The 18,499-nt window shown below is 61.9% G+C and carries 14 protein-coding genes; 7 read left to right on the top strand and 7 right to left on the bottom strand.

What is annotated here, in order from left to right:
* Positions 1–8: 8 nt before the first annotated feature.
* Positions 9–650 carry a TetR/AcrR family transcriptional regulator gene (locus tag ATY75_RS31355; protein WP_088940459.1) on the bottom strand — a complete coding sequence of 214 codons (642 nt, stop codon included), beginning with the start codon at positions 648–650 and terminating at the stop codon, positions 9–11.
* Between the two features lie 66 nt (positions 651–716).
* Here ATY75_RS31355 and ATY75_RS31350 point away from each other — a divergent pair, with 66 nt between their 5' ends.
* Entirely contained in the window at positions 717–1,886 is a 1,170-nt protein-coding gene (locus tag ATY75_RS31350) for a serine hydrolase domain-containing protein (protein WP_088940458.1), read from the top strand.
* Positions 1,887–1,954: 68 nt separating this feature from the next.
* Here ATY75_RS31350 and aspS read toward each other — a convergent pair whose 3' ends face one another.
* Positions 1,955–3,745, bottom strand: a complete 1,791-nt coding sequence (gene aspS / locus ATY75_RS31345; protein WP_088940457.1) for an aspartate--tRNA ligase — start codon at positions 3,743–3,745, stop codon at positions 1,955–1,957.
* Positions 3,746–4,000: 255 nt separating this feature from the next.
* Here aspS and ATY75_RS31335 point away from each other — a divergent pair, with 255 nt between their 5' ends.
* From ATY75_RS31335 to ATY75_RS31320, 4 genes are all read left to right on the top strand, one after another.
* Positions 4,001–5,392, top strand: a complete 1,392-nt coding sequence (locus tag ATY75_RS31335) for a multicopper oxidase family protein (RefSeq protein ID WP_088940456.1) — start codon at positions 4,001–4,003, stop codon at positions 5,390–5,392.
* Positions 5,393–5,520: 128 nt separating this feature from the next.
* On the top strand, positions 5,521–6,666 hold the full coding sequence (rnd, locus tag ATY75_RS31330; protein ID WP_049733968.1) for a ribonuclease D: 1,146 nt from the start codon (positions 5,521–5,523) through the stop codon (positions 6,664–6,666).
* A gap of 113 nt (positions 6,667–6,779) precedes the next feature.
* Positions 6,780–7,841 (top strand): adenylate/guanylate cyclase domain-containing protein, encoded by a 1,062-nt coding sequence (locus ATY75_RS31325; protein ID WP_064837985.1) that lies wholly within the window; start codon positions 6,780–6,782, stop codon positions 7,839–7,841.
* A gap of 105 nt (positions 7,842–7,946) precedes the next feature.
* Positions 7,947–9,305, top strand: coding sequence for an esterase-like activity of phytase family protein (locus ATY75_RS31320; protein WP_088940455.1), 1,359 nt, complete (start codon positions 7,947–7,949; stop codon positions 9,303–9,305).
* Positions 9,306–9,629: 324 nt separating this feature from the next.
* On the opposite strand, the gene ppx is transcribed toward ATY75_RS31320, so the two are convergent.
* The 4 genes from ppx to ATY75_RS31300 form a co-directional block, all read right to left on the bottom strand.
* Positions 9,630–11,150 carry an exopolyphosphatase gene (ppx, locus tag ATY75_RS31315; RefSeq protein WP_088940454.1) on the bottom strand — a complete coding sequence of 507 codons (1,521 nt, stop codon included), beginning with the start codon at positions 11,148–11,150 and terminating at the stop codon, positions 9,630–9,632.
* Between the two features lie 12 nt (positions 11,151–11,162).
* Positions 11,163–13,367 carry an RNA degradosome polyphosphate kinase gene (locus ATY75_RS31310; RefSeq protein ID WP_088940453.1) on the bottom strand — a complete coding sequence of 735 codons (2,205 nt, stop codon included), beginning with the start codon at positions 13,365–13,367 and terminating at the stop codon, positions 11,163–11,165.
* A gap of 62 nt (positions 13,368–13,429) precedes the next feature.
* Complete coding sequence (gene hdaA, locus ATY75_RS31305; RefSeq protein ID WP_088940452.1) at positions 13,430–14,143, bottom strand: DnaA regulatory inactivator HdaA; 714 nt, start codon at positions 14,141–14,143, stop codon at positions 13,430–13,432.
* On the bottom strand, positions 14,136–15,260 hold the full coding sequence (locus ATY75_RS31300; protein ID WP_088940451.1) for an AI-2E family transporter: 1,125 nt from the start codon (positions 15,258–15,260) through the stop codon (positions 14,136–14,138). Before ATY75_RS31300 ends, hdaA begins: the two co-directional genes overlap by 8 nt.
* A gap of 246 nt (positions 15,261–15,506) precedes the next feature.
* Between ATY75_RS31300 and purM the strand changes: the two genes are divergently transcribed.
* Together purM and purN are read left to right on the top strand one after the other, a co-directional pair.
* On the top strand, positions 15,507–16,580 hold the full coding sequence (gene purM, locus ATY75_RS31295; protein WP_088940450.1) for a phosphoribosylformylglycinamidine cyclo-ligase: 1,074 nt from the start codon (positions 15,507–15,509) through the stop codon (positions 16,578–16,580).
* Positions 16,577–17,248 carry a phosphoribosylglycinamide formyltransferase gene (gene purN / locus ATY75_RS31290; protein WP_088940449.1) on the top strand — a complete coding sequence of 224 codons (672 nt, stop codon included), beginning with the start codon at positions 16,577–16,579 and terminating at the stop codon, positions 17,246–17,248. Before purM ends, purN begins: the two co-directional genes overlap by 4 nt.
* Positions 17,249–17,254: 6 nt before the next feature.
* On the opposite strand, the gene ATY75_RS31285 is transcribed toward purN, so the two are convergent.
* A complete protein-coding gene (locus ATY75_RS31285) occupies positions 17,255–18,322 on the bottom strand; it encodes an acyltransferase (RefSeq protein WP_245317674.1) in 1,068 nt (355 codons plus the stop codon).
* Positions 18,323–18,499 lie beyond the last annotated feature (177 nt).

Genomic DNA, 18,499 nt, shown 5'->3' with positions numbered 1-18,499 from the left:
TTTTCGTTTCAAACGCGGTGGCGGGCGAGTTCTGAGATGGCGAGGCTTGCGATCTCAAGCAACTCCTCGAGCGATGCGCCGTCCCTTGCCTGCACGGACATGCCCTGCACGATAGCGCCGAGGAATCGCGCCAACGCGCGCGGATTGGTTTCCGCGCTCATGTCGCCCTCGCGGATGCCGCGCTCGATCCTTGCCGCAAAAGTATCCAGCGACCGACGACGCAGCGCTGCGACATGGTCGGCGATCGTGTCGTTCTCGCTGGCGCAATTCAACGCAGCCGTCGAAATCATGCAGCCTTTCGGATGTTCCGGCGCCGAAAATATCGCCGCCGAGCCCCGCAATATCCGTTCGAAGGCAGAGACGGTGTCGATCGGCTCGCCGAGCGCGGAAAAGGTTCCGGCGCCCAGCGCTCTATATTGCTCCAGCGCCGCGCGGTAGAGATCGGCCTTCGAGTGAAAGGCGGCATAGAGGCTTTGAGGCGTGATGCCCATGGCGGTCGTGAGATCGGCGATCGAGGCGCCTTCGTATCCATGCGCCCAGAAGGTCTCGCGGGCCGCCGCGAGAACCGTCTCGCGATCGAAGGCTGGCGGGCGGCCGCGGCGGCGCGCGGAAGGATTTTTCATCTCTGAACTATTTTTCACAACGATCACTCTAGAAATTCCGCCCTATCCATCTATTTCAGGAATGGTCATTGTGATTATAGAAGGTTTGATCTGATGAGTCTTCCCCTCGAAACGACACGTGCCAACAAGAATTCCTTGCTTTCCGCGGGCGTCGACGCGGCAATTGCAGATGCGCTCGACGACAGGCGGCTGGTCGGAGCGGTCGTGCTCGTCGCCCGCGACGGAGACATCATCCACCGCCGAGCAGCAGGCCTCGCCGACCGCGAAAACGGCCTGGCAATGCGCGAGAATACGATCTTCAGGCTTGCCTCCATCACCAAGCCCATCGTCACCATCGCCGCGATGCGGCTCGTCGAGCAGGCGAGAATCGACCTTGACGACGCGGTGACCAGATGGCTGCCGGAATTCCGGCCGAAGCTGCCCGACGGCAACGAGGCGACCATTCGTATCCGCCACTTGCTGACCCATACATCAGGCCTCGGCTACAGCTTTTCAGAAGAGGACGGTGGTCCCTATATCCGCGCCGGTATTTCCGACGGCCTCGACCAGCCGGGACTGGCGCTCACCGAAAATCTCAGGCGGATCGCCAGTGTGCCCTTGCGTTTCGCACCGGGCAGCGACTGGCAATATTCCCTTGCCATGGATGTTATCGGCGGCGTCATCGAGGCGGAAACCGGCGCGCCGTTGGCTGAGGCCGTCGCCGAACTGGTGACAAGACCACTCGGGCTTGCCGACACGGCGTTTTCGGTTTGTGACCGCAGCCGGCTCGCCGCCGCCTATATGAACGCTTCACCCGAACCGGCGCTGATGGGCGAAAATGCGCTGGTGATGTCGCTGTTGGGTCCGATCCGCTTCGCGCCGAAGCGCATCTTCGATTCCACCTCCTATCATTCGGGCGGCGGCGGCATGGCGGGAACGGCTGGTGACGTTCTGGCCGTACTCGAAACCATCCGCAGGGGCGGCGCACCGCTGCTCTCGAGCGACACCGTTGCGATGATGATGACCGACCAGGCCGGCGGGCACCGCCAGCGGCATGAACCCGGCTCGGGCTTCGGCTTCGGCTGGTCCGTCATCACCGATCCGGCCGAGGCAGGCGTCCCCTTCCCCAAGGGCACGGTGAAATGGGGCGGCGTCTACGGCCACAGCTGGTTCATCGACCCCGTGAACCGGCTGACCGTCGTGGCGCTGACGAACACGACGCTGGAGGGCATGTGGGGCAAGTTCACGGTCGATCTGCGCGAGGCGATCTACGCGGCCTTGTGAGCGACAGCAAAAAGCCCGACGACACCTGAACGGTCGCCGGGCTTTTCACATTCGGGATCGGACGATCCTCAGTCCTTCTTGACCGGCGGGATCGGCCGGATCGAGAGTTCGCGCAGCTGCGTCGGGGTTGCCGGGGTCGGCGCGCCCATCAGCAGATCCTGCGCCTGCTGGTTCATCGGGAACAGCGAGATTTCACGCAGGTTCTTGGCGCCGACGAGCAGCATGACGATACGGTCGATGCCGAATGCAGCACCGCCATGCGGGGGCGCGCCGTACTGGAAGGCGCGGTAGAGGCCGCCGAAACGGTCTTCGACGTCCTGCTGGCTGAGACCGACCTTCTCGAAGGCGGCGACCATGGTTTCCGGCGACTGGTTGCGGATCGAGCCCGAGGCGATTTCGAAGCCGTTGCACACCGCGTCGTACTGGTAGGCTTTGATGCCAAGCGGATCCTGGTTCAGCAGCGCATCGAGGCCGCCCTGCGGCATCGAGAACGGGTTGTGGGCGAAGTCGATCTTCTTTTCTTCCTCGTTGTATTCGAAGAAGGGGAAGTCGACGATCCAGCACAGCTCGAAGCGGTCGCGGTCGATCAGGTTCAGCTCGTCGGCGGCGCGGTTACGGGCCTCGCCTGCAAACTTGTAGAACTTGGACGGCTCGCCGGCGACGAAGAAGCAGGCGTCGCCCGCCTCAAGGCCGAGCTGCGTGCGGATCGCCTCGGTACGCTCCTCGCCGATGTTTTTGGCAAGCGGTCCGAAGCCGGCGATTTTGCCCTCTTCTTCCTTCCAGAAGATGTAGCCGAGACCGGGCTGTCCCTGGCTCTGCGCCCAGGCATTCATACGGTCGCAGAAGGCGCGCGAGCCGCCGGTCTTTGCCGGGATCGCCCAGATCTCAACCTTCGGATTGGAGGCAATCATGCCGGCGAAGACCTTGAAGCCGGAGCCGGCAAAATGCTCGGTCACCGCTTCCATCACGATCGGGTTGCGCAGATCCGGCTTGTCGGAACCGTACTTACGGATCGCCTCGTCGTAAGGGATGCGCGGCCATTCCTTGGTCACCGGCTTGCCTTCGGCGAATTCTTCGAAGATCGAAGTCATCATCGGGCCCATCGTGTCCCAGATGTCCTCCTGCTCGACGAAGCTCATTTCGAGGTCGAGCTGGTAGAATTCGCCCGGCAGGCGGTCGGCGCGCGGGTCTTCGTCGCGGAAGCAGGGCGCGATCTGGAAGTAACGGTCGAAGCCCGCGACCATCAGCAGCTGCTTGTACTGCTGCGGCGCCTGCGGCAGGGCGTAGAAAGTGCCGGGATGGATGCGCGATGGCACGAGGAAGTCGCGCGCGCCTTCCGGCGAGGAGGCCGTCAGGATCGGCGTGGTATATTCGGTGAAGCCGACATTGCCCATTTCGCGGCGCATCGCCGAGATGACCTGGGTGCGCTTGACGATGTTCTTATGCAGCGTTTCGCGGCGGAGATCGAGGAAGCGGTATTTGAGGCGGACGTCTTCAGGGTAATCCGGCTCGCCGAAGACCGGCAGCGGCAATTCCTTGGCGGCGGAGAGCACTTCGATCTCCTGGGCGTAGAGCTCGATCTCGCCGGTCGCCATTGTTTTGTTGACGGTGTCTTCGGTGCGGGCCTTGACGAGGCCGTCGATGCGGATCACCCATTCGCCGCGCACGGTCTCGGCCATCTTGAAGGCCGGGCTGTCCGGATCGGCAACCACCTGGGTAATGCCGTAATGGTCGCGAAGGTCGATGAAGAGAACGCCGCCATGGTCGCGGACGCGATGGACCCAGCCGGAGATACGGGCGGTCGAGCCGACATCCGTCTTGCGGAGGGCGGCGCATGTGTGGCTGCGATAGCGATGCATGATCTCAAATCCTGGAATGTGGCTTAAGACGGCAGCAAGGGTTCAAAGACCCTCAAGCGCCGACAAGAAAATCGGGCGGAAAAGCGCATGGACGCTCCGATTTGTCAAGGCTTAGCGCGTGCTGCCCACGCGTTTGGCACGCGTTTGTGGCAACGCAGCGGCCCGTATGCTGCGGCAGTTTGGCCGCGCTTCCCGTATTGCTGAAAAAGCCGGTCAACTTTAAAAGGATCGGCATTCTCACCATGGAGCGCCCGCATGCCCCTCCTGACCCGCCGCAATCTTTTCAAGGCATCCGCCGTCGCGGGCGCCTATGGCGTCGGCCTCGGCATTGCCGGCAAATTCGGGCCCGCTGAGGCAGCACCCGAGCCGCAGCTGCTGGCGGCGGTTAAGACCGAGGCGGTGCTGACCGAGGCGGGACCGACCCGGGATATCATGAGCTGGGGCCATGACGGCATGCCGCCGGTTCTCCGGATGACGAAGGGGCGCCCTTACGCCGCGCGGCTGAAAAACGGGCTCGACGAGCCGACGACGATCCACTGGCACGGGCTTCGCATCGACAACCGCATGGACGGCGTGCCCTTCATGACGCAGCCCTACATCTATACCGGCGACAGCTTCGACTATGCCTTCACGCCGCCCGATGCCGGCACCTTCTGGTATCATCCGCACTGCAATACGCTGACGCAGATGGGGCACGGCATGACCGGCGTCATCGTCGTCGAAGATCCCGCCGATCCTGAATTCGATGCCGAACTTGTCCTGAACCTGCGCGACTGGCGGCTCGGCGGCGACGGGCAGTTCATCGCCCCCTTCCGGCCGCGTGACGCGGCCAAGTCCGGCACCTACGGCACGGTGCGCACCGCCAACTGGCGTCAGGAGCCGCAATATGACGCGCCGGCCGGCGGGCTGGTGCGGCTGCGCATCGCGGTCACCGACGTGACGCGGATCTTCTCGCTGAAGGTGGAAGGCGCAGATACGACCGTCATCGCCATCGACGGCAATCCGGTGCCGAAGCGTTTTCCCCTCGACCTGCTGCAGATCGGACCGGGACAGCGGCTCGATCTTGCGGTGCGCATGCCGGATGGAGAAGGCGCTGTCGCGACGCTCGAGGATATCCGCGGCACCACGCCGAAGACGATCGCCAGCCTGCGCGCCATCGGGCCATCGCTGAAGCGCGAGATCGGCGATCTCGGGCCGCTTGCCGAAAATCCGGTGGCGAAGGCCGACCTTTCCACTGCCGAAGAGATCCCGCTGGTGCTGAGCGCCACCGCCGAGAATACCGCCACTGAGAGCATCTGCGGCACGCTCGGCTACAGTTTCTGGGCGATCAACAAGGTGCCATGGCCGGGCGACACGCCGGATCCGACGGCGCCGCTGGCGGAATTGAAGCTCGGCCGGAGCTATGTCTTCAATCTGGAGAATGTCACGCCGCACGCGCATCCGATCCATCTACACGGGATGAGCTTCACGGTGATCTCCTCCTCGACGCGGGAGGTGATGCCGTTGGTGTCGGACACCTATTTCATCCAGCCCGACGAGAAGGTGCAACTCGCCTTCGTCGCCGACAATCCCGGCGACTGGCTGCTGCATTGCCATATCATCGAGCACCAGAAGACCGGGATGACCAGCTACTTCAGAGTGAGCTGAGGCGGCTTCGCCGCAGTTCGGACGTAATTCTTAGCCAGCAATGCGCGAAGCTTATGCTGTTGTATTGACATATCGAAGCGAAAGGAGAAGGAAGGTTCAACCGACCTTTTCCTTGCGAATGAAATGATATGATCGAAACCACCGCCGATTTGGCGGCCGCCTGCAAAGAGCTGGCCAAGTCCGACTTCATCACCATCGACACCGAATTCCTGCGCGAGACGACCTTCTGGCCGGAGCTTTGCCTCATCCAGATGGCAAGCCCGACAACCGAAGTGCTCGTCGATCCGCTGGCCAAGGGCATCGATCTTGCCCCCTTCTTCGAGCTGATGGCCGATCCGAAGGTGCTGAAGGTCTTTCACGCGGCCCGCCAGGACATCGAAATCATCTTCAATCGCGGCAATCTCATTCCGCATCCGATCTTCGACACGCAGGTCGCCGCGATGGTCTGCGGTTTCGGCGACAGCGTCTCCTATGATCAGCTGGTCAGCCGCATCAAGAATGTCCATATCGACAAGTCGTCGCGCTTCACCGACTGGAGCCGCCGGCCGCTCTCCGACAAGCAGCTGGAATATGCGCTGGCCGATGTCACCCATCTGCGCGACGTCTACCTGTCGCTGAAGGCGGAACTCGATCGCGAAGGCCGCACCTCCTGGCTCTCCGAGGAAATGGATATTCTCGAGGCGCGCGAGACTTACGACCTGCATCCCGACGATGCATGGCAGCGGCTGAAGATGCGGTTGCGCAAGCCGCAGGAGCTGGCGATCCTGAAATATGTCGCCGCCTGGCGCGAACGCGAGGCCCGCGCCCGCAACGTGCCGCGTTCGCGGGTGCTGAAGGACGATGCCATTTACGAGGTCGCCCAGCAGCAGCCTAAGGATACCGAGGCGCTCGGCCGGCTGCGCACTATTCCGAAAGGCTGGGAACGCTCGACTTCCGGCGCCGCCGTCATCGAGGCCGTCAACGCAGCACTCGCTCTCCCGAAGGCCGATATGCCACATGTGCCGCGCCAGGCGCAGGCGCCCGAAGGGGCCGCTGCCGCCGTCGAACTCTTGAAGGTGCTGTTGAAACTGATTTCGGAAAAACACGGCGTGGCGCCGAAGGTGATCGCCAACAGCGAGGATCTCGACAGGATCGCCGCCGAGGGCGAGAAGGCTGAAGTCGCGGCCCTCAACGGCTGGCGACGCGATCTTTTCGGCGAGCCGGCGCTGCAGCTGATCCAGGGTCAGATCGCTCTGCGCTTCGTCGGCCGCAAGGTCGAAACCGTCAGCCTGTAGCGCATCGGCCCGACAGGCGGTTTCCAAGCGCTACGGTGCCGCAGCGAATTCGCTTGACGCTTTTTTCCCAGCTGAAACAATGGCTGGACGAAACATTACGGGCGAAGCGCCGCATGCGGGAAATATCTCCGACGCAGAACTGGATCCTGATCACGATCGTTCTGGCTGCCAGCGGCGTCGTCTATGATCTGATGTTCTACTCCAATCAGACGCCCGTGATCGGGGCGATCTTTGCGCTGTTCATCGGCATGCCGATCATCGCCTTCGAGCGCAAGGTGCTGTTCCGCGGACTCTACAGGCGCATCCAGAAGCTGCCGACGTTCGCCTTCATCATCACCGAGCTGGTGATCTACGAGATCCTGATGAGCATCGGCTTTGCCTGCGGCGGCCTGCTGCTTTGGGCGATCGGCATGCTGAAGCCGCCCTCGCTCTTCGATCTCGTCATCATGCCTTACGAGGTCTTCCTCTATGCGCTTGCCGTCTGCTCGGCGATGATCTTCCTTCTGCGCGTGCGGGAACTGCTCGGCCGCGAAGTCTTCCTGAGCATGCTGGTCAGCCGCTATCGCAATCCGGTCAGGGAAGAGCGTGTCTTCCTGTTCATCGATCTCGTCGATTCGACGGCTTTTGCCGAAAAGCACGGCGACCTCCGCGCGCAACAGCTGCTGAGTTCGCTGTTTGCGACCTTCGCCGAGCCGGTCCGGCGCCACAAGGGCATGATCAACGACTATGTCGGCGATGCGGCGATCATTACCTGGCCGCTTGCCCGCGGCGTCAAAAATGCGCGCTGCGTGCGCTGCATCTTCGATATCCTTGCCGATATCGAAGCCAATGCCGCCGGCTGGCGGAAAAGCTATGGGCAGGTGCCGAAGCTGCGGGCCGCCCTTCACGGCGGCGAGATCATCACCGCCGAAATCGGCGTCGATCATCACAAGATCAGCTATTTCGGCGACACGGTGAACACCACCGCCCGGCTGGAAACCCTCTGCCGCAGCTTGAACCGGCCGGTGCTGATCTCCTCCGAGCTTGCCCGGCGCATGGAGTTTCCCGACGATATCGCCTGCGAGGATCTCGGCACCCACGCCGTCAAGGGGCGCGGTCAGGCGCTCGGTGTCATGGCGCTTTCCTCGCGGGCGGTGACCGTGCTGAACACGCCGGCAGTCATTCTGCACGGCTGAGCAACGGCATTTCCACCCGTCACCAAAGCTTCACCCAACCGTCAATTCGCTGACACGGAAGCCCTGCTAAGCGGAAGCCATTGGCATCCGTTCCATGGGGATATTATGAAGAACGTCCTTTTTGCTTCCGTATCGCTTTTCATCCTGATGGCCGCCTCCGCTTCGGCCGACCAGCAGCAGTTCCCGGCCAAGCTCGCCGGCCAGGCAATCCTGCCTGCCAACACCCTGGTTCCGGCTCCGGCCGACGCTCCTGAATTCCTCAAGCACTCAGGCAAGTTCACGACGCCGGACCGCAAGCGCACCGAAGCGCTCGGCACCGTTCCCGGCAAGGACGGCGCCCGCGTCACCGATCTCACGCTCCCTTTCGACGGTCAGGCGATCCAGGGCTTCTCCGGCATCAAGACAATGGGTGACGGCATGTTCTGGACGCTTACAGATAACGGCTTCGGCTCGAAGGCCAATTCCGCCGACTCCATGCTGTTCCTGCACCAGATGAAGTTCGACTGGGCGGCCAACAAGGCCGACGTCGTCAAGAACCTCTTCCTTTCCGATCCGAACAAGATCGCCCCCTTCCCGATCGTGCTGGAAGGCACCGATACGCGTTACCTCACCGGCGCCGATTTCGACATCGAATCGATCCAGCCGGTTGCCGACGGTTTCTGGCTTGGCGACGAATTCGGTCCCTACATTCTGAAAATCGACACCGAGGGCCACCTGACCGACGTCATCGCGACGACGCTCGACGGCAAGCCGGTGCTTTCGCCCGACAATCCGCTGATCCAGCTTCCGGGCAACCCGGCCGCGAAGATGCCGGTCTTCAATCTGAAGCGCTCCGGCGGCTTCGAAGGCCTCGCCATGTCGAAGGATGGCTCCAAGCTCTACGGCCTGCTCGAAGGCGCCATCTACAAGGATGACGGCCAGATGGAATCGGTCGACGGCCACACCGCGGTCCGCATCATCGAATTCGACGTCGCCTCCAAGAAGTGGACCGGCCGCAGCTGGCTCTATCCGTTCGAGGACAAGGGCGTGTCGATCGGCGACTTCAACATGCTCGACGACACGACCGCCCTCGTCATCGAGCGCGACAGCGGCGCCGGCACCAAGGACAAGGCGTGCGCCGACCCGAAGCAGCCGAAGCCGGATTGCTTCGAGGCGCCTGCCGAGCTGAAGCGGGTCTACAAGATCGAGTTCAACGACGCCAATGCCGGCAAGGCCGTCCGCAAGATCGGCTATATCGACCTTCTGAATATCCAGGACCCCGACAACAAGAAGAAGGCCGGAGCCAAGGACGGCGTTTACGACATGCCCTTCGTGACGATCGAAAACGTCGACCGCGTCGACGCCACCCACATCATTGTCGGCAACGACAACAACCTGCCCTTCTCCGCCGGCCGCGCCGTCGACAAGGCCGACAATAACGAGTTCAGCCTGCTTGAGGTTGGTGAGTTTTTGAACGCGAAGTGATTTGGGTTCTGATACCTGAACAGGAAGGGCGGTGCGTGAAGCGGCGCCCTTTTTGCTTGGACAACATGCGTGAGGAGGTAAGCAGCCGTCTCGTTCGTTCCCTCGGGCTTCTAACGAGTGAAGAAGGCATTCGGCGCCGCCACATTCCCCGTCTCCCCAGCGGGGAGAAGATGCCGGCAGGCAGATGAGGGGGTGAGCGGCAAAAGCCGCGAATGCACTGAGCGCAAGCGAAGGCAATAATTACATGGTGTGCCGTGCGGCCCCCTCATCCGACCCTTCGGGCCACCTTCTCCCCGCTGGGGAGAAGAGGGAGCAAGCACCACCCTACTCGAACAAAAACGCCAGCCTCTTGTTCGTCAGCCTCGACAGCTGCTGCAATCGTCCGTCCAGGCGTTCGCCGGCGAAATCGCGGTATTCCGGCGGTACAACGAATTCGAGGTCGAGGTCCGGGTTCGACGATTTGCGGAAGGTCAAGTTCTTGACGATTCCGGGCATCGAGGCCGAGAAGAGGTAGACGACGCGCAGCATGCCGCCGAGCAGCTTGGCGCGCTCGATCAGCTGCGGCGTGGCGATCTGCGCCAGCGGGCCGGTGGCGCCGTCGTCGTGCAGGCCCTCGAAACGGTAGTAATTGGTCAGCGCGATGAAGGCGCGTCCGGGATGGCTGATGCCGACGAAGGAAGAGTGGGCGATGACGTTCAGCGCCTGCAGGCCGCGATAATCGGGATGGGCGCGCCAGCTGATATCGGCGAGCAGACAGGCGGCCCGGCGATAGCGGCTTTCCTCTTCGGTCTCCTGGATGCCGAAGAGGGGCATCATCCGGCCGGTCCATTCCGCCAGCTCGCGGGCATGCTCGGGCGAACGGGCACGCAGGATCGCCAGTTCGCCGGCGGCGGCAAGCAGCGGATCGAGGCGGCGCTCGCCCTCCGACAGCAGCGAATAGAGATATCCCTCACGCACACCCTGGGCAGAGAAGGAAATCACCGACGGCTTCATCGCGCTCAGCACTTCCTTCATGGCGACGGCGCCGAAGGGCAGCAGCGAACGGCGATGCTTGGACACGGCTTGCAGCGCCGGCTCCTTGGAATCGCGCGCGGTCACCACCTGTTCGAGGAACAGCATCATCGCTTCGAGCGAGACTTCATAACCCTGCATCATATGCAGCGGATAATGAGTCATCTCCATATGCAGCTTGGCGATGTTTCGCCAGGTGCCGCCGACGGCGTAGAAGGTGCGCCCCTCGCCCTTCGACAAGAGCTTTGCCGTCTTCACCTGCTTGCGGGCAAAGGTACGGGCCTTGGAGAGCGAGCCGCCGGCATATTCCGACAGGCGCAGGCCGCCGAGCGGCAGGGTGATGCCCTTGCCGAACTCCTTGCCCTTGATATCGATGAGCTCAAGCGAGCCGCCGCCGAGATCGCCGGCGATGCCATCGGGATTGAAGAAGCCACTGATGATGCCGAGCGAGGCGAATTTCGCCTCCTCCTCGCCCGAGAGCACACGGACCTTGCGGCCGAGGATGGTTTCGGCCTGATGGATGAAATCGGGGCCGTTGCTCGCCTCGCGCGCGGCAGCCGTCGCCAAGACATACATGGTGGCGGCGCGCGCCTGGTCGGACAGGGCCTTGAAGCGATGCAGCGACGCCAAAGCCCTGATGACGCTGTCTTCATCCATCTTGCCGGTCAGGGCTATGCCCCTGCCGAGGCCGCAGAGAACCTTTTCGTTGAACAGGACGGTTGGCGAACGGGACATGCCTTCGTAGACGACAAGACGAATGGAATTCGATCCGATATCGACGACGGAGACCGGGGCGATCCCCGGAAGGCGCCCCTGGGCTTCAGACTCAACCATTTATGTCCAGTTTTACTTGTTGTTGCGGCCTTCAAGCAGGCCGGCGATCAGCTTCGGCGCGCTGGACTTCAGAGCTTCACCACGGCCCGACAGGCTCGGATTGGTCATGAAATACTGCTGCGCATTGAACGGTTCCTCGCCTCTGCGCACTTCCATGCGCCGGGACGTACCGTCGGGCAATATCTCGTAGCTTTGTTGATTGTCAATCACGTTGCCGAGCATAATCTGTGACAAGACCTGCTCGTGAACGGTCGGGTTTGTCAGCGGAACCATGGTCTCGACGCGGCGATCGAGATTTCTCGGCATCATGTCGGCCGAACCGATATAAACCAGCGCCTTGTCGGACGGCAGGCCATGGCCGTTGCCGAAGCAGAAGATGCGGCTGTGTTCGAGGAAGCGGCCAACGATCGACTTGACGCGGATCTTTTCCGAAAGGCCGGGCACCTGCGGACGCAGGCAGCAGATGCCGCGCACGACCAGATCGATCTCGACGCCGGCATGGCTGGCGCGATAGAGCGCGTCGATGATGTCGGGGTCGACAAGCGAGTTCATCTTCATCCAGATCGCCGCCGGGGCGCCGTTCCGGGCATGCTGAATTTCTTCCTCGATGTGGCGCAGGATGCGCGGGCGCATCGTGTAGGGCGAAATCGCAAGCTGCATGCCCTGTTCCGGCTCGCCGTAGCCGGTGATGAAATTGAAGATGTTCGCCATATCGTGGGCGATGACCGGATTGCAGGTGAAATAGGAGAGGTCTGTGTAGATCTTCGCGGTGATCGGGTGGTAGTTGCCGGTCCCGAGGTGGCAATAGGTCCGGAGCTTGCCCTCCTCGCGGCGCACGACCATCGACATCTTGGCGTGGGTCTTGAGTTCGATGAAGCCGAAGACGACCTGCACGCCGGCGCGCTCGAGATCGCGCGCCCAGCGGATGTTCGCCTCTTCGTCGAAGCGAGCCTTGAGTTCGACCAGCGCCGTCACCGACTTGCCGGCTTCGGCGGCGTCGACCAGCGCACGCACGATCGGGCTGTCGTTGGAGGTGCGGTAAAGCGTCTGCTTTATCGCCAGGACGTCAGGATCGCGCGCAGCCTGGAGAAGGAACTGGACCACCACGTCGAAGGATTCATAGGGGTGATGGACGACCATGTCCTTTTCGCGGATGGCGGCGAAGCAGTCGCCGGCATGTTCGCGGACGCGCTCGGGAAATCGCGCATTGTAGGACGGAAACCTGAGATCTTCGCGCGGCGCCTTGGTGATCTCGGACAGAGTGTTCAGCGCCAGAAGGCCGGGCAGAACGGCGACGCGATTGTCAGGGATATTCAGCGCCTGAACGACGAACTGGCGCAGCGAGGCCGGCATTTCCGAGTCGGTCTCGATGCGGATGACCTTGCCGCGGCGGCGGCGCTTCAGCGCCGTTTCGAAGAAGCGCACGAGATCCTCGGCCTCTTCCTCGACTTCGATATCGCTGTCGCGGATGACACGGAAGGTACCGGAGCCCTGCACCTCGTAACCCGGGTAGAGCCGATGGATGAAGATGTTGGCGACATCCTCAAGCGTGATGTAACGGATGGTGTTTCCATCATCCGGCAGACGGACGAAGCGATCGAGCGCCGGCGGCAGACGCAGCAGCGCCGTCATCGGCTCGCGGCCGTTCTTGCTGACGAGTTGCAGCCCGATCGAGAAGCCGAGATTGGGAATGAACGGGAACGGATGGGCCGGATCGATCGACAGCGGCGTCAGAACCGGGAAGATCGCCTGTTCGAATTCGGTGGCCAGCCACTGGCGGTCGGCATCGCTCAAGGCGCCGGGGCGCACGATCAGGATGTCTTCCTTGGCGAGATATTGCTGCAAGACGGCGAGCGAGGCCTGCTGCTCCATCTGCAGATGGTCGATCTCCTGCAGGATCGAATCGAGCTGCTCGGCCGGCGTCTTGCCGTCGGGACTGCGAATGACGATGTTCTGGCGCACCTGGCCCTCGAGGCCGGCGACACGCACCATGAAGAATTCATCGAGGTTGGCGGCCGAGATCGACAGGAAGCGGACGCGCTCGAGCAGCGGATGCTCGGTATTCAGCGTTTCTTCGAGGACACGGCGGTTGAACTGCAGCCAGGAGAATTCACGGTTGATGAAGCGCTCGGGGCTCTTGAGCAGTTCTTCCAGCGGGGGCGTGTTGTCGTTGGTTTCCGGAGTGAGTTCCTGATGCTCTGCGACGGCACTATCCATGGTCTACCCCGTTCTCAATCGCCGAAGGCAATTATATCAGTTTCACGACGGAACTGTGACAGTCAATCGGCCGGCTCCGAATTTCCCAATTCATTCAATACTTCGGCGGCCATAGACCGGGTGATTTTCGTACCGCGCGACAGGGCCAGCCGGTCCAGCCTTTCGACGATCGTCTGGGCCGCGTTCAGCGACCGCTCCATGCGGTTGACGATATAGAGCACGAGTTTGTCATCTATATAAAGCTGGCGGTCGGCGAAGAGCTTGACGATCACCTGCGACAGCAGCGCCTCGTCGGGCTCACCGATCTCGACGATGGTGGCGGCCTTCAGGCGCGAGCGCAGATCCGGCAGCACAACCGGCCAGGAGATCGGCCAGAGACGGCTGGTTATCAACAGGCTGGTGCCGTTTTCGCGTACGCTGTTGATGACATGGAAGAGCGCATTGTCGTCGAAGCCGAGGCGGTCGGCATCCTCGAACAGCACCGGGCCGGCGGCGGCAACAACGGCAGCGTCCGAGCCAAGCTCGGGATGGATGTCGACGGCGCCGCTCAGCTCCCGCCAGATGCGGGCGAGATGCGATTTTCCCGAACCGACCGGGCCGGCGAGCACGACAACCGGCGACGGCCATGCGGGCCAGGCATCGACGATCGACACGGCGGCAGCAAGACGCTCCGAGATCAGGAGATCGTCACGCCCGCTGGCGGCATCGTGCGAAAAGACCAGCGGAAGCTGCTCTCCGGCCTTGCGCTTCGGGTCCGCGTTCTTCACGTCATTCATTGGGAACTGATTTCGTCTTCCGGGCGCGGCCAGTGGGCGACACGCCAAAATAAAGATCGCTCTGAAGGTAGCGCGAAAGCGCGAAACGAACAAGGACGCCGACGGCGGCTGCGGCCGGCACGGCAACCAGAAGGCCGACGAAACCGAAGAGCGCGCCGAAGGCAAACAGCGCAAACATCAGCCAGACCGGATGCAGACCGACGCTGGAGCCAACGAGCTTCGGCTGCAGAATGTTGCCTTCCAGGAACTGACCGCTGAAGAAGACGGCGAGCACCAGGCCGATCCACGGATAATCCGGCCAGAATTGGACGATCGCCACGCCGACGGCGAGAACGAGGCCGACCAGCGAGCCGACATAGGGAATGAAACTGATCATGCCGGCGAAGAGGCCGATCAGCAGGCCGAAATTCAGCCCGACGAGAGACAGGCCGACGGCATAATAAATGCCGAGGATGAGGCAGAGCGAGCCCTGGCCGCGGATGAAGCCGGCGATCGCCTGGTCGATCTCCTTGGCGATCTGGCGGACATCGTTGATATAATCGCGCGGGATCCACTGATCGACCTTGGCGACCATACGATCCCAATCGAGCAGGATGTAGAAGGCGACGACGGGAGTGACGACAAGCAGCGATATGACGTCGACGATCGCCTTGCCGGAATTCCAGATCTGCGCGAAGAGCCCGGTCAAGAAGCCCATGCCTTCGGAGAGGATGCCGGAGAGATTGTCCTTGATCGTGCCGGCCTGGCTCTTGACCCAATCCGGCAGCAGCGAATTCTGCGTCTGGGTAACAAACTGCTGCAGCTGGTTGATATAACCCGGCAGCCGCTCGGCGAAATCGTTGAACTGACTGACGAGCACCGGAATGAGGATCATCAGCGCCAGCGCGAAGGTTATGACGAAGGCGATCAGGATGACGACCGTCGCCATCATGCGGCTCAGACCCAGCCGCTCCAGCCGGTCGGCCACCGGATCGAGGAAATAGGCGATCGCCATGCCGGCGATGAAGGGCAGCAGGATCGAGCTGAAGACATAGAGAAAGGCGATGAAGAAGGCGAGCACGCCCAGCCAGAAGAAAATCTGACGCTTGAGACTGTTGCCGCTGACTTGCTGTGGCATCGCTTCCCCGCTGATCGCTTTCCGCCGCCAAACGCCGCATTCGAACCGACGCGGCCATTCAGCACATAGGATGCAGGCGCAAAGATGGTCAACCCTGTCGCGGCAAATCCCGGAAAGGCCAGTTGAAGACGCGGGAAATTGGGGGCTTTTGCCATGCGGCGCTTGCATAAAAGCCCCTGTCATGCAATTGCGACCGGCAGATGACGCGGCATGTTAGCCGCCTGAAAATAGCCATCGGAGACCAGCATGAGCCAGTCTGGGAAAAACGGCCTGACATACAGCGATGCGGGCGTCGACATCGATGCCGGCAACCTCCTCGTCGAGAAGATCAAACCGGCGGTGCGCTCGACGCGGCGCCCCGGCGCCGATGGCGAGATCGGCGGCTTCGGCGGGCTCTTCGACCTCAAGGCCGCAGGCTTCACCGATCCGGTTCTCGTCGCCGCCAATGACGGCGTCGGCACGAAGCTGAAGATCGCCATCGATGCGGACTATCACGACACCGTCGGCATCGACCTCGTCGCCATGTGCGTCAACGATCTCGTCGTCCAGGGCGCCGAGCCGCTGTTCTTCCTCGACTATTTCGCCACCGGCAAGCTCGACCCCGACCAGGGCGCGGCGATCGTCGGCGGTATTGCCGCCGGCTGCCGGCAGGCCGGCTGCGCGCTGATCGGCGGCGAGACCGCCGAAATGCCCGGCATGTACTCCTCCGGCGACTATGATCTCGCCGGTTTCGCGGTCGGTGCGGCCGAACGCGGCAAGCTGCTCCCCTCCGGCGACATTGCCGAAGGCGACGTCATTCTCGGCCTCGCCTCCTCCGGCGTGCATTCCAACGGTTTCTCGCTGGTGCGCAAGATCGTCGAACTGTCCGGCCTCGGCTGGGATGCGCCGGCGCCATTTGCCGAAGGCAAGAAGCTCGGCGAAGCCCTGCTGGAGCCGACCCGCATTTATGTGAAGCCGCTGCTGAAGGCGATCCGCGAAACCGTTGCGCTGAAGGCGCTCGCCCATATCACCGGCGGCGGCTTCCCGGAAAATATTCCGCGCGTGCTGCCGAAGCATCTGGCAGCCGAAATCGACCTTGCCGCCGTCAAGGTTCCGCCGGTCTTCTCGTGGCTCGCCAGGACGGGCGGCGTCGAATCCAAGGAAATGCTGCGCACCTTCAACTGCGGCATCGGCATGATTGTCGTCGTCGCCGGCGAGAATGTCGCCGCCGTTTCCGCTGCCCTCGAGGCCGAGGGCGAGACGGTGGTCACGCTCGGCCGCATGATCGCCCGCGAGGAAGGCGCCGCCGGCACGGTGTATAAGGGCACGCTTGCCATATGAGCGCGAAGCGCAAACGCGTCGTCGTCCTCATATCCGGCGGCGGCTCCAACATGATGGCGCTGATTGCGGCCGCCAAGGCCGCCGATTACCCGGCCGAAATTGTCGGCGTGATTTCCGACAAGACTGAGGCCGGCGGGCTTGCCAAGGCGGCGGCCGAAGGCATCGCCACCTTCGCCTTTCCCCGCAAGGACTATGCCAGCAAAGACGCGCATGAAGCGGCGATCTTTTCGGCGCTCGACGAGCTTTCCCCCGACATCCTCTGCCTCGCAGGCTACATGCGGCTGCTGACGGCGACCTTCATCCAGCGTTATGAAGGCCGGATGCTCAACATCCATCCTTCCCTGCTGCCGCTGTTTCCGGGCCTCCACACCCATCAGCGCGCCATCGACGCCGGCATGCGCATCGCCGGCTGCACCGTGCATTTCGTCACCGAAGGGATGGATGAAGGGCCGGTGATCGGCCAAGCCGCCGTCCCTATTCTCACAGGCGACACGGCCGAAAGCCTTGCGGCGCGCGTGCTCACCGTCGAACACCAGATCTATCCGCAGGCGCTGCGGCTCTTTGCCGAAGGCCGCGTGACGATGGAAGGCGGCAAGGCCGTCAGCGCCGAGGATTCCGCCGTCGCGCCAAAGTCCCAGCTCATTTCGCTGATCGGCGACCGCGCCTGAATTAATTCAGAGAAACTTCCGGCTTAGATAGGCGCGAATGGGTCTGTCGAACTGGGTGTACAGAAAATGCGCCGCGACAACAGCAGCCAAGAGCGTGCAACTCACGGCGAGCGGCAATGGAACGAAGCTCTTTGTGACGCTCTGGAAATAAGAGCCAAGCTGAATAACGGGCAAATGGACGACATAGAGAGGGTAGGACAACTGCCCAAGATAGGCCGCGAGTGGCTGCTCTCCACTCTGCGGAACTGCACCCGCGAACGCGACCACAATCGGGATGATGATGGCGATGCAGACAAAGTCGTAGATGTCTCTTGGGACGGCAAACGGGAAAAATAGAACGGCTATCAGGATGAAAAGGGGGATTCGAGGTCGTACCGCTGGGACACGCTGAACGATTTGCCAGCGGAAGATCAGAACACCGGCAAGGAACGAAAAGCCGGCCCTGACAAATCCCTCAAAGAACGCTCGCCAGCTGCCAAATCCAACAGGCCCGATAGTGCCTTCGACCAGGACAACTGCGAAAAGCGCCGCCGCCAATAACGCGAGAGCCGCTATCTCATGCCAAAGATGAATTCTTCGGCGGGCAATCGATCCGTAAATCATGCCAGCCACAATTTCAAAAAAGATCGACCAGAGTGGATTGTTGATCGCGAACGCCTCTTGCCCCACCAGAAACCCCAAGGGCAACAAGAGTAATGCGCCGATGGCAAGAATCGAAACATCAGCGAGAGAAATGCCTGGCGCGTAAACGACTTGCAACGCGAGAGCGCCCAGGCCAACACCGACCATGATCATGGGATAAAGCCGCACGATTCGTTTCAGGAGGAACATCGGGCCTCGCAAAACGCCCGACTTTAGTTTTTGATCGTAGGCATTTGCGAGCACGAAGCCGCTAAGGCAAAAGAAGAAATCCACGGCTAGATAGGCGTGGGAAGCAAGGCCGAATCCAAAGGTCTGGCTGGCATGTAAGAGAACCACCGATAGCGCGGCTATTCCCCGAAGCTCATCGAGAAGACAAAGTGGTCCTTCACCTCGTTTCCACAGGTAGCGAAGTACAAGGCCTCGCCAGGACAACCATCCGTTGTTCCACAGAATGCTGAACGGGCTAAATCCTCGGCCACAGTTTAGAGTCTGTCAGGGTTATTCTGAACCATACCCTGCATGTCTGAGGTAGTTGGAGCACTCCTGGGGACTGAACGCCTTCAAGAGTTCTCCAATGCGTCTCCATGTAGTTTCAACGGTTCGTTCGTC

It is taken from the genome of Rhizobium sp. N122, assembly GCF_002211295.1.
In the GTDB taxonomy this organism is placed as follows: domain Bacteria; phylum Pseudomonadota; class Alphaproteobacteria; order Rhizobiales; family Rhizobiaceae; genus Rhizobium.
Note: the sequence above shows the minus strand (reverse complement) of the source record. Positions and strands in the feature narration are given on the sequence as shown.

Excerpts from the sequence above, each read along its gene's own strand:
- ATY75_RS31350 (WP_088940458.1), top strand. The coding sequence starts at position 717 with ATGAGTCTTCCCCTCGAAACGACACGTGCCAACAAGAATTCCTTGCTT.
- aspS (WP_088940457.1), bottom strand. The coding sequence starts at position 3,745 with ATGCATCGCTATCGCAGCCACACATGCGCCGCCCTCCGCAAGACGGAT.
- ATY75_RS31335 (WP_088940456.1), top strand. The coding sequence starts at position 4,001 with ATGCCCCTCCTGACCCGCCGCAATCTTTTCAAGGCATCCGCCGTCGCG.
- rnd (WP_049733968.1), top strand. The coding sequence starts at position 5,521 with ATGATCGAAACCACCGCCGATTTGGCGGCCGCCTGCAAAGAGCTGGCC.
- ATY75_RS31325 (WP_064837985.1), top strand. The coding sequence starts at position 6,780 with ATGCGGGAAATATCTCCGACGCAGAACTGGATCCTGATCACGATCGTT.
- ATY75_RS31320 (WP_088940455.1), top strand. The coding sequence starts at position 7,947 with ATGAAGAACGTCCTTTTTGCTTCCGTATCGCTTTTCATCCTGATGGCC.
- ppx (WP_088940454.1), bottom strand. The coding sequence starts at position 11,150 with ATGGTTGAGTCTGAAGCCCAGGGGCGCCTTCCGGGGATCGCCCCGGTC.
- ATY75_RS31310 (WP_088940453.1), bottom strand. The coding sequence starts at position 13,367 with ATGGATAGTGCCGTCGCAGAGCATCAGGAACTCACTCCGGAAACCAAC.
- hdaA (WP_088940452.1), bottom strand. The coding sequence starts at position 14,143 with ATGAATGACGTGAAGAACGCGGACCCGAAGCGCAAGGCCGGAGAGCAG.
- ATY75_RS31300 (WP_088940451.1), bottom strand. The coding sequence starts at position 15,260 with ATGCCACAGCAAGTCAGCGGCAACAGTCTCAAGCGTCAGATTTTCTTC.
- purM (WP_088940450.1), top strand. The coding sequence starts at position 15,507 with ATGAGCCAGTCTGGGAAAAACGGCCTGACATACAGCGATGCGGGCGTC.
- purN (WP_088940449.1), top strand. The coding sequence starts at position 16,577 with ATGAGCGCGAAGCGCAAACGCGTCGTCGTCCTCATATCCGGCGGCGGC.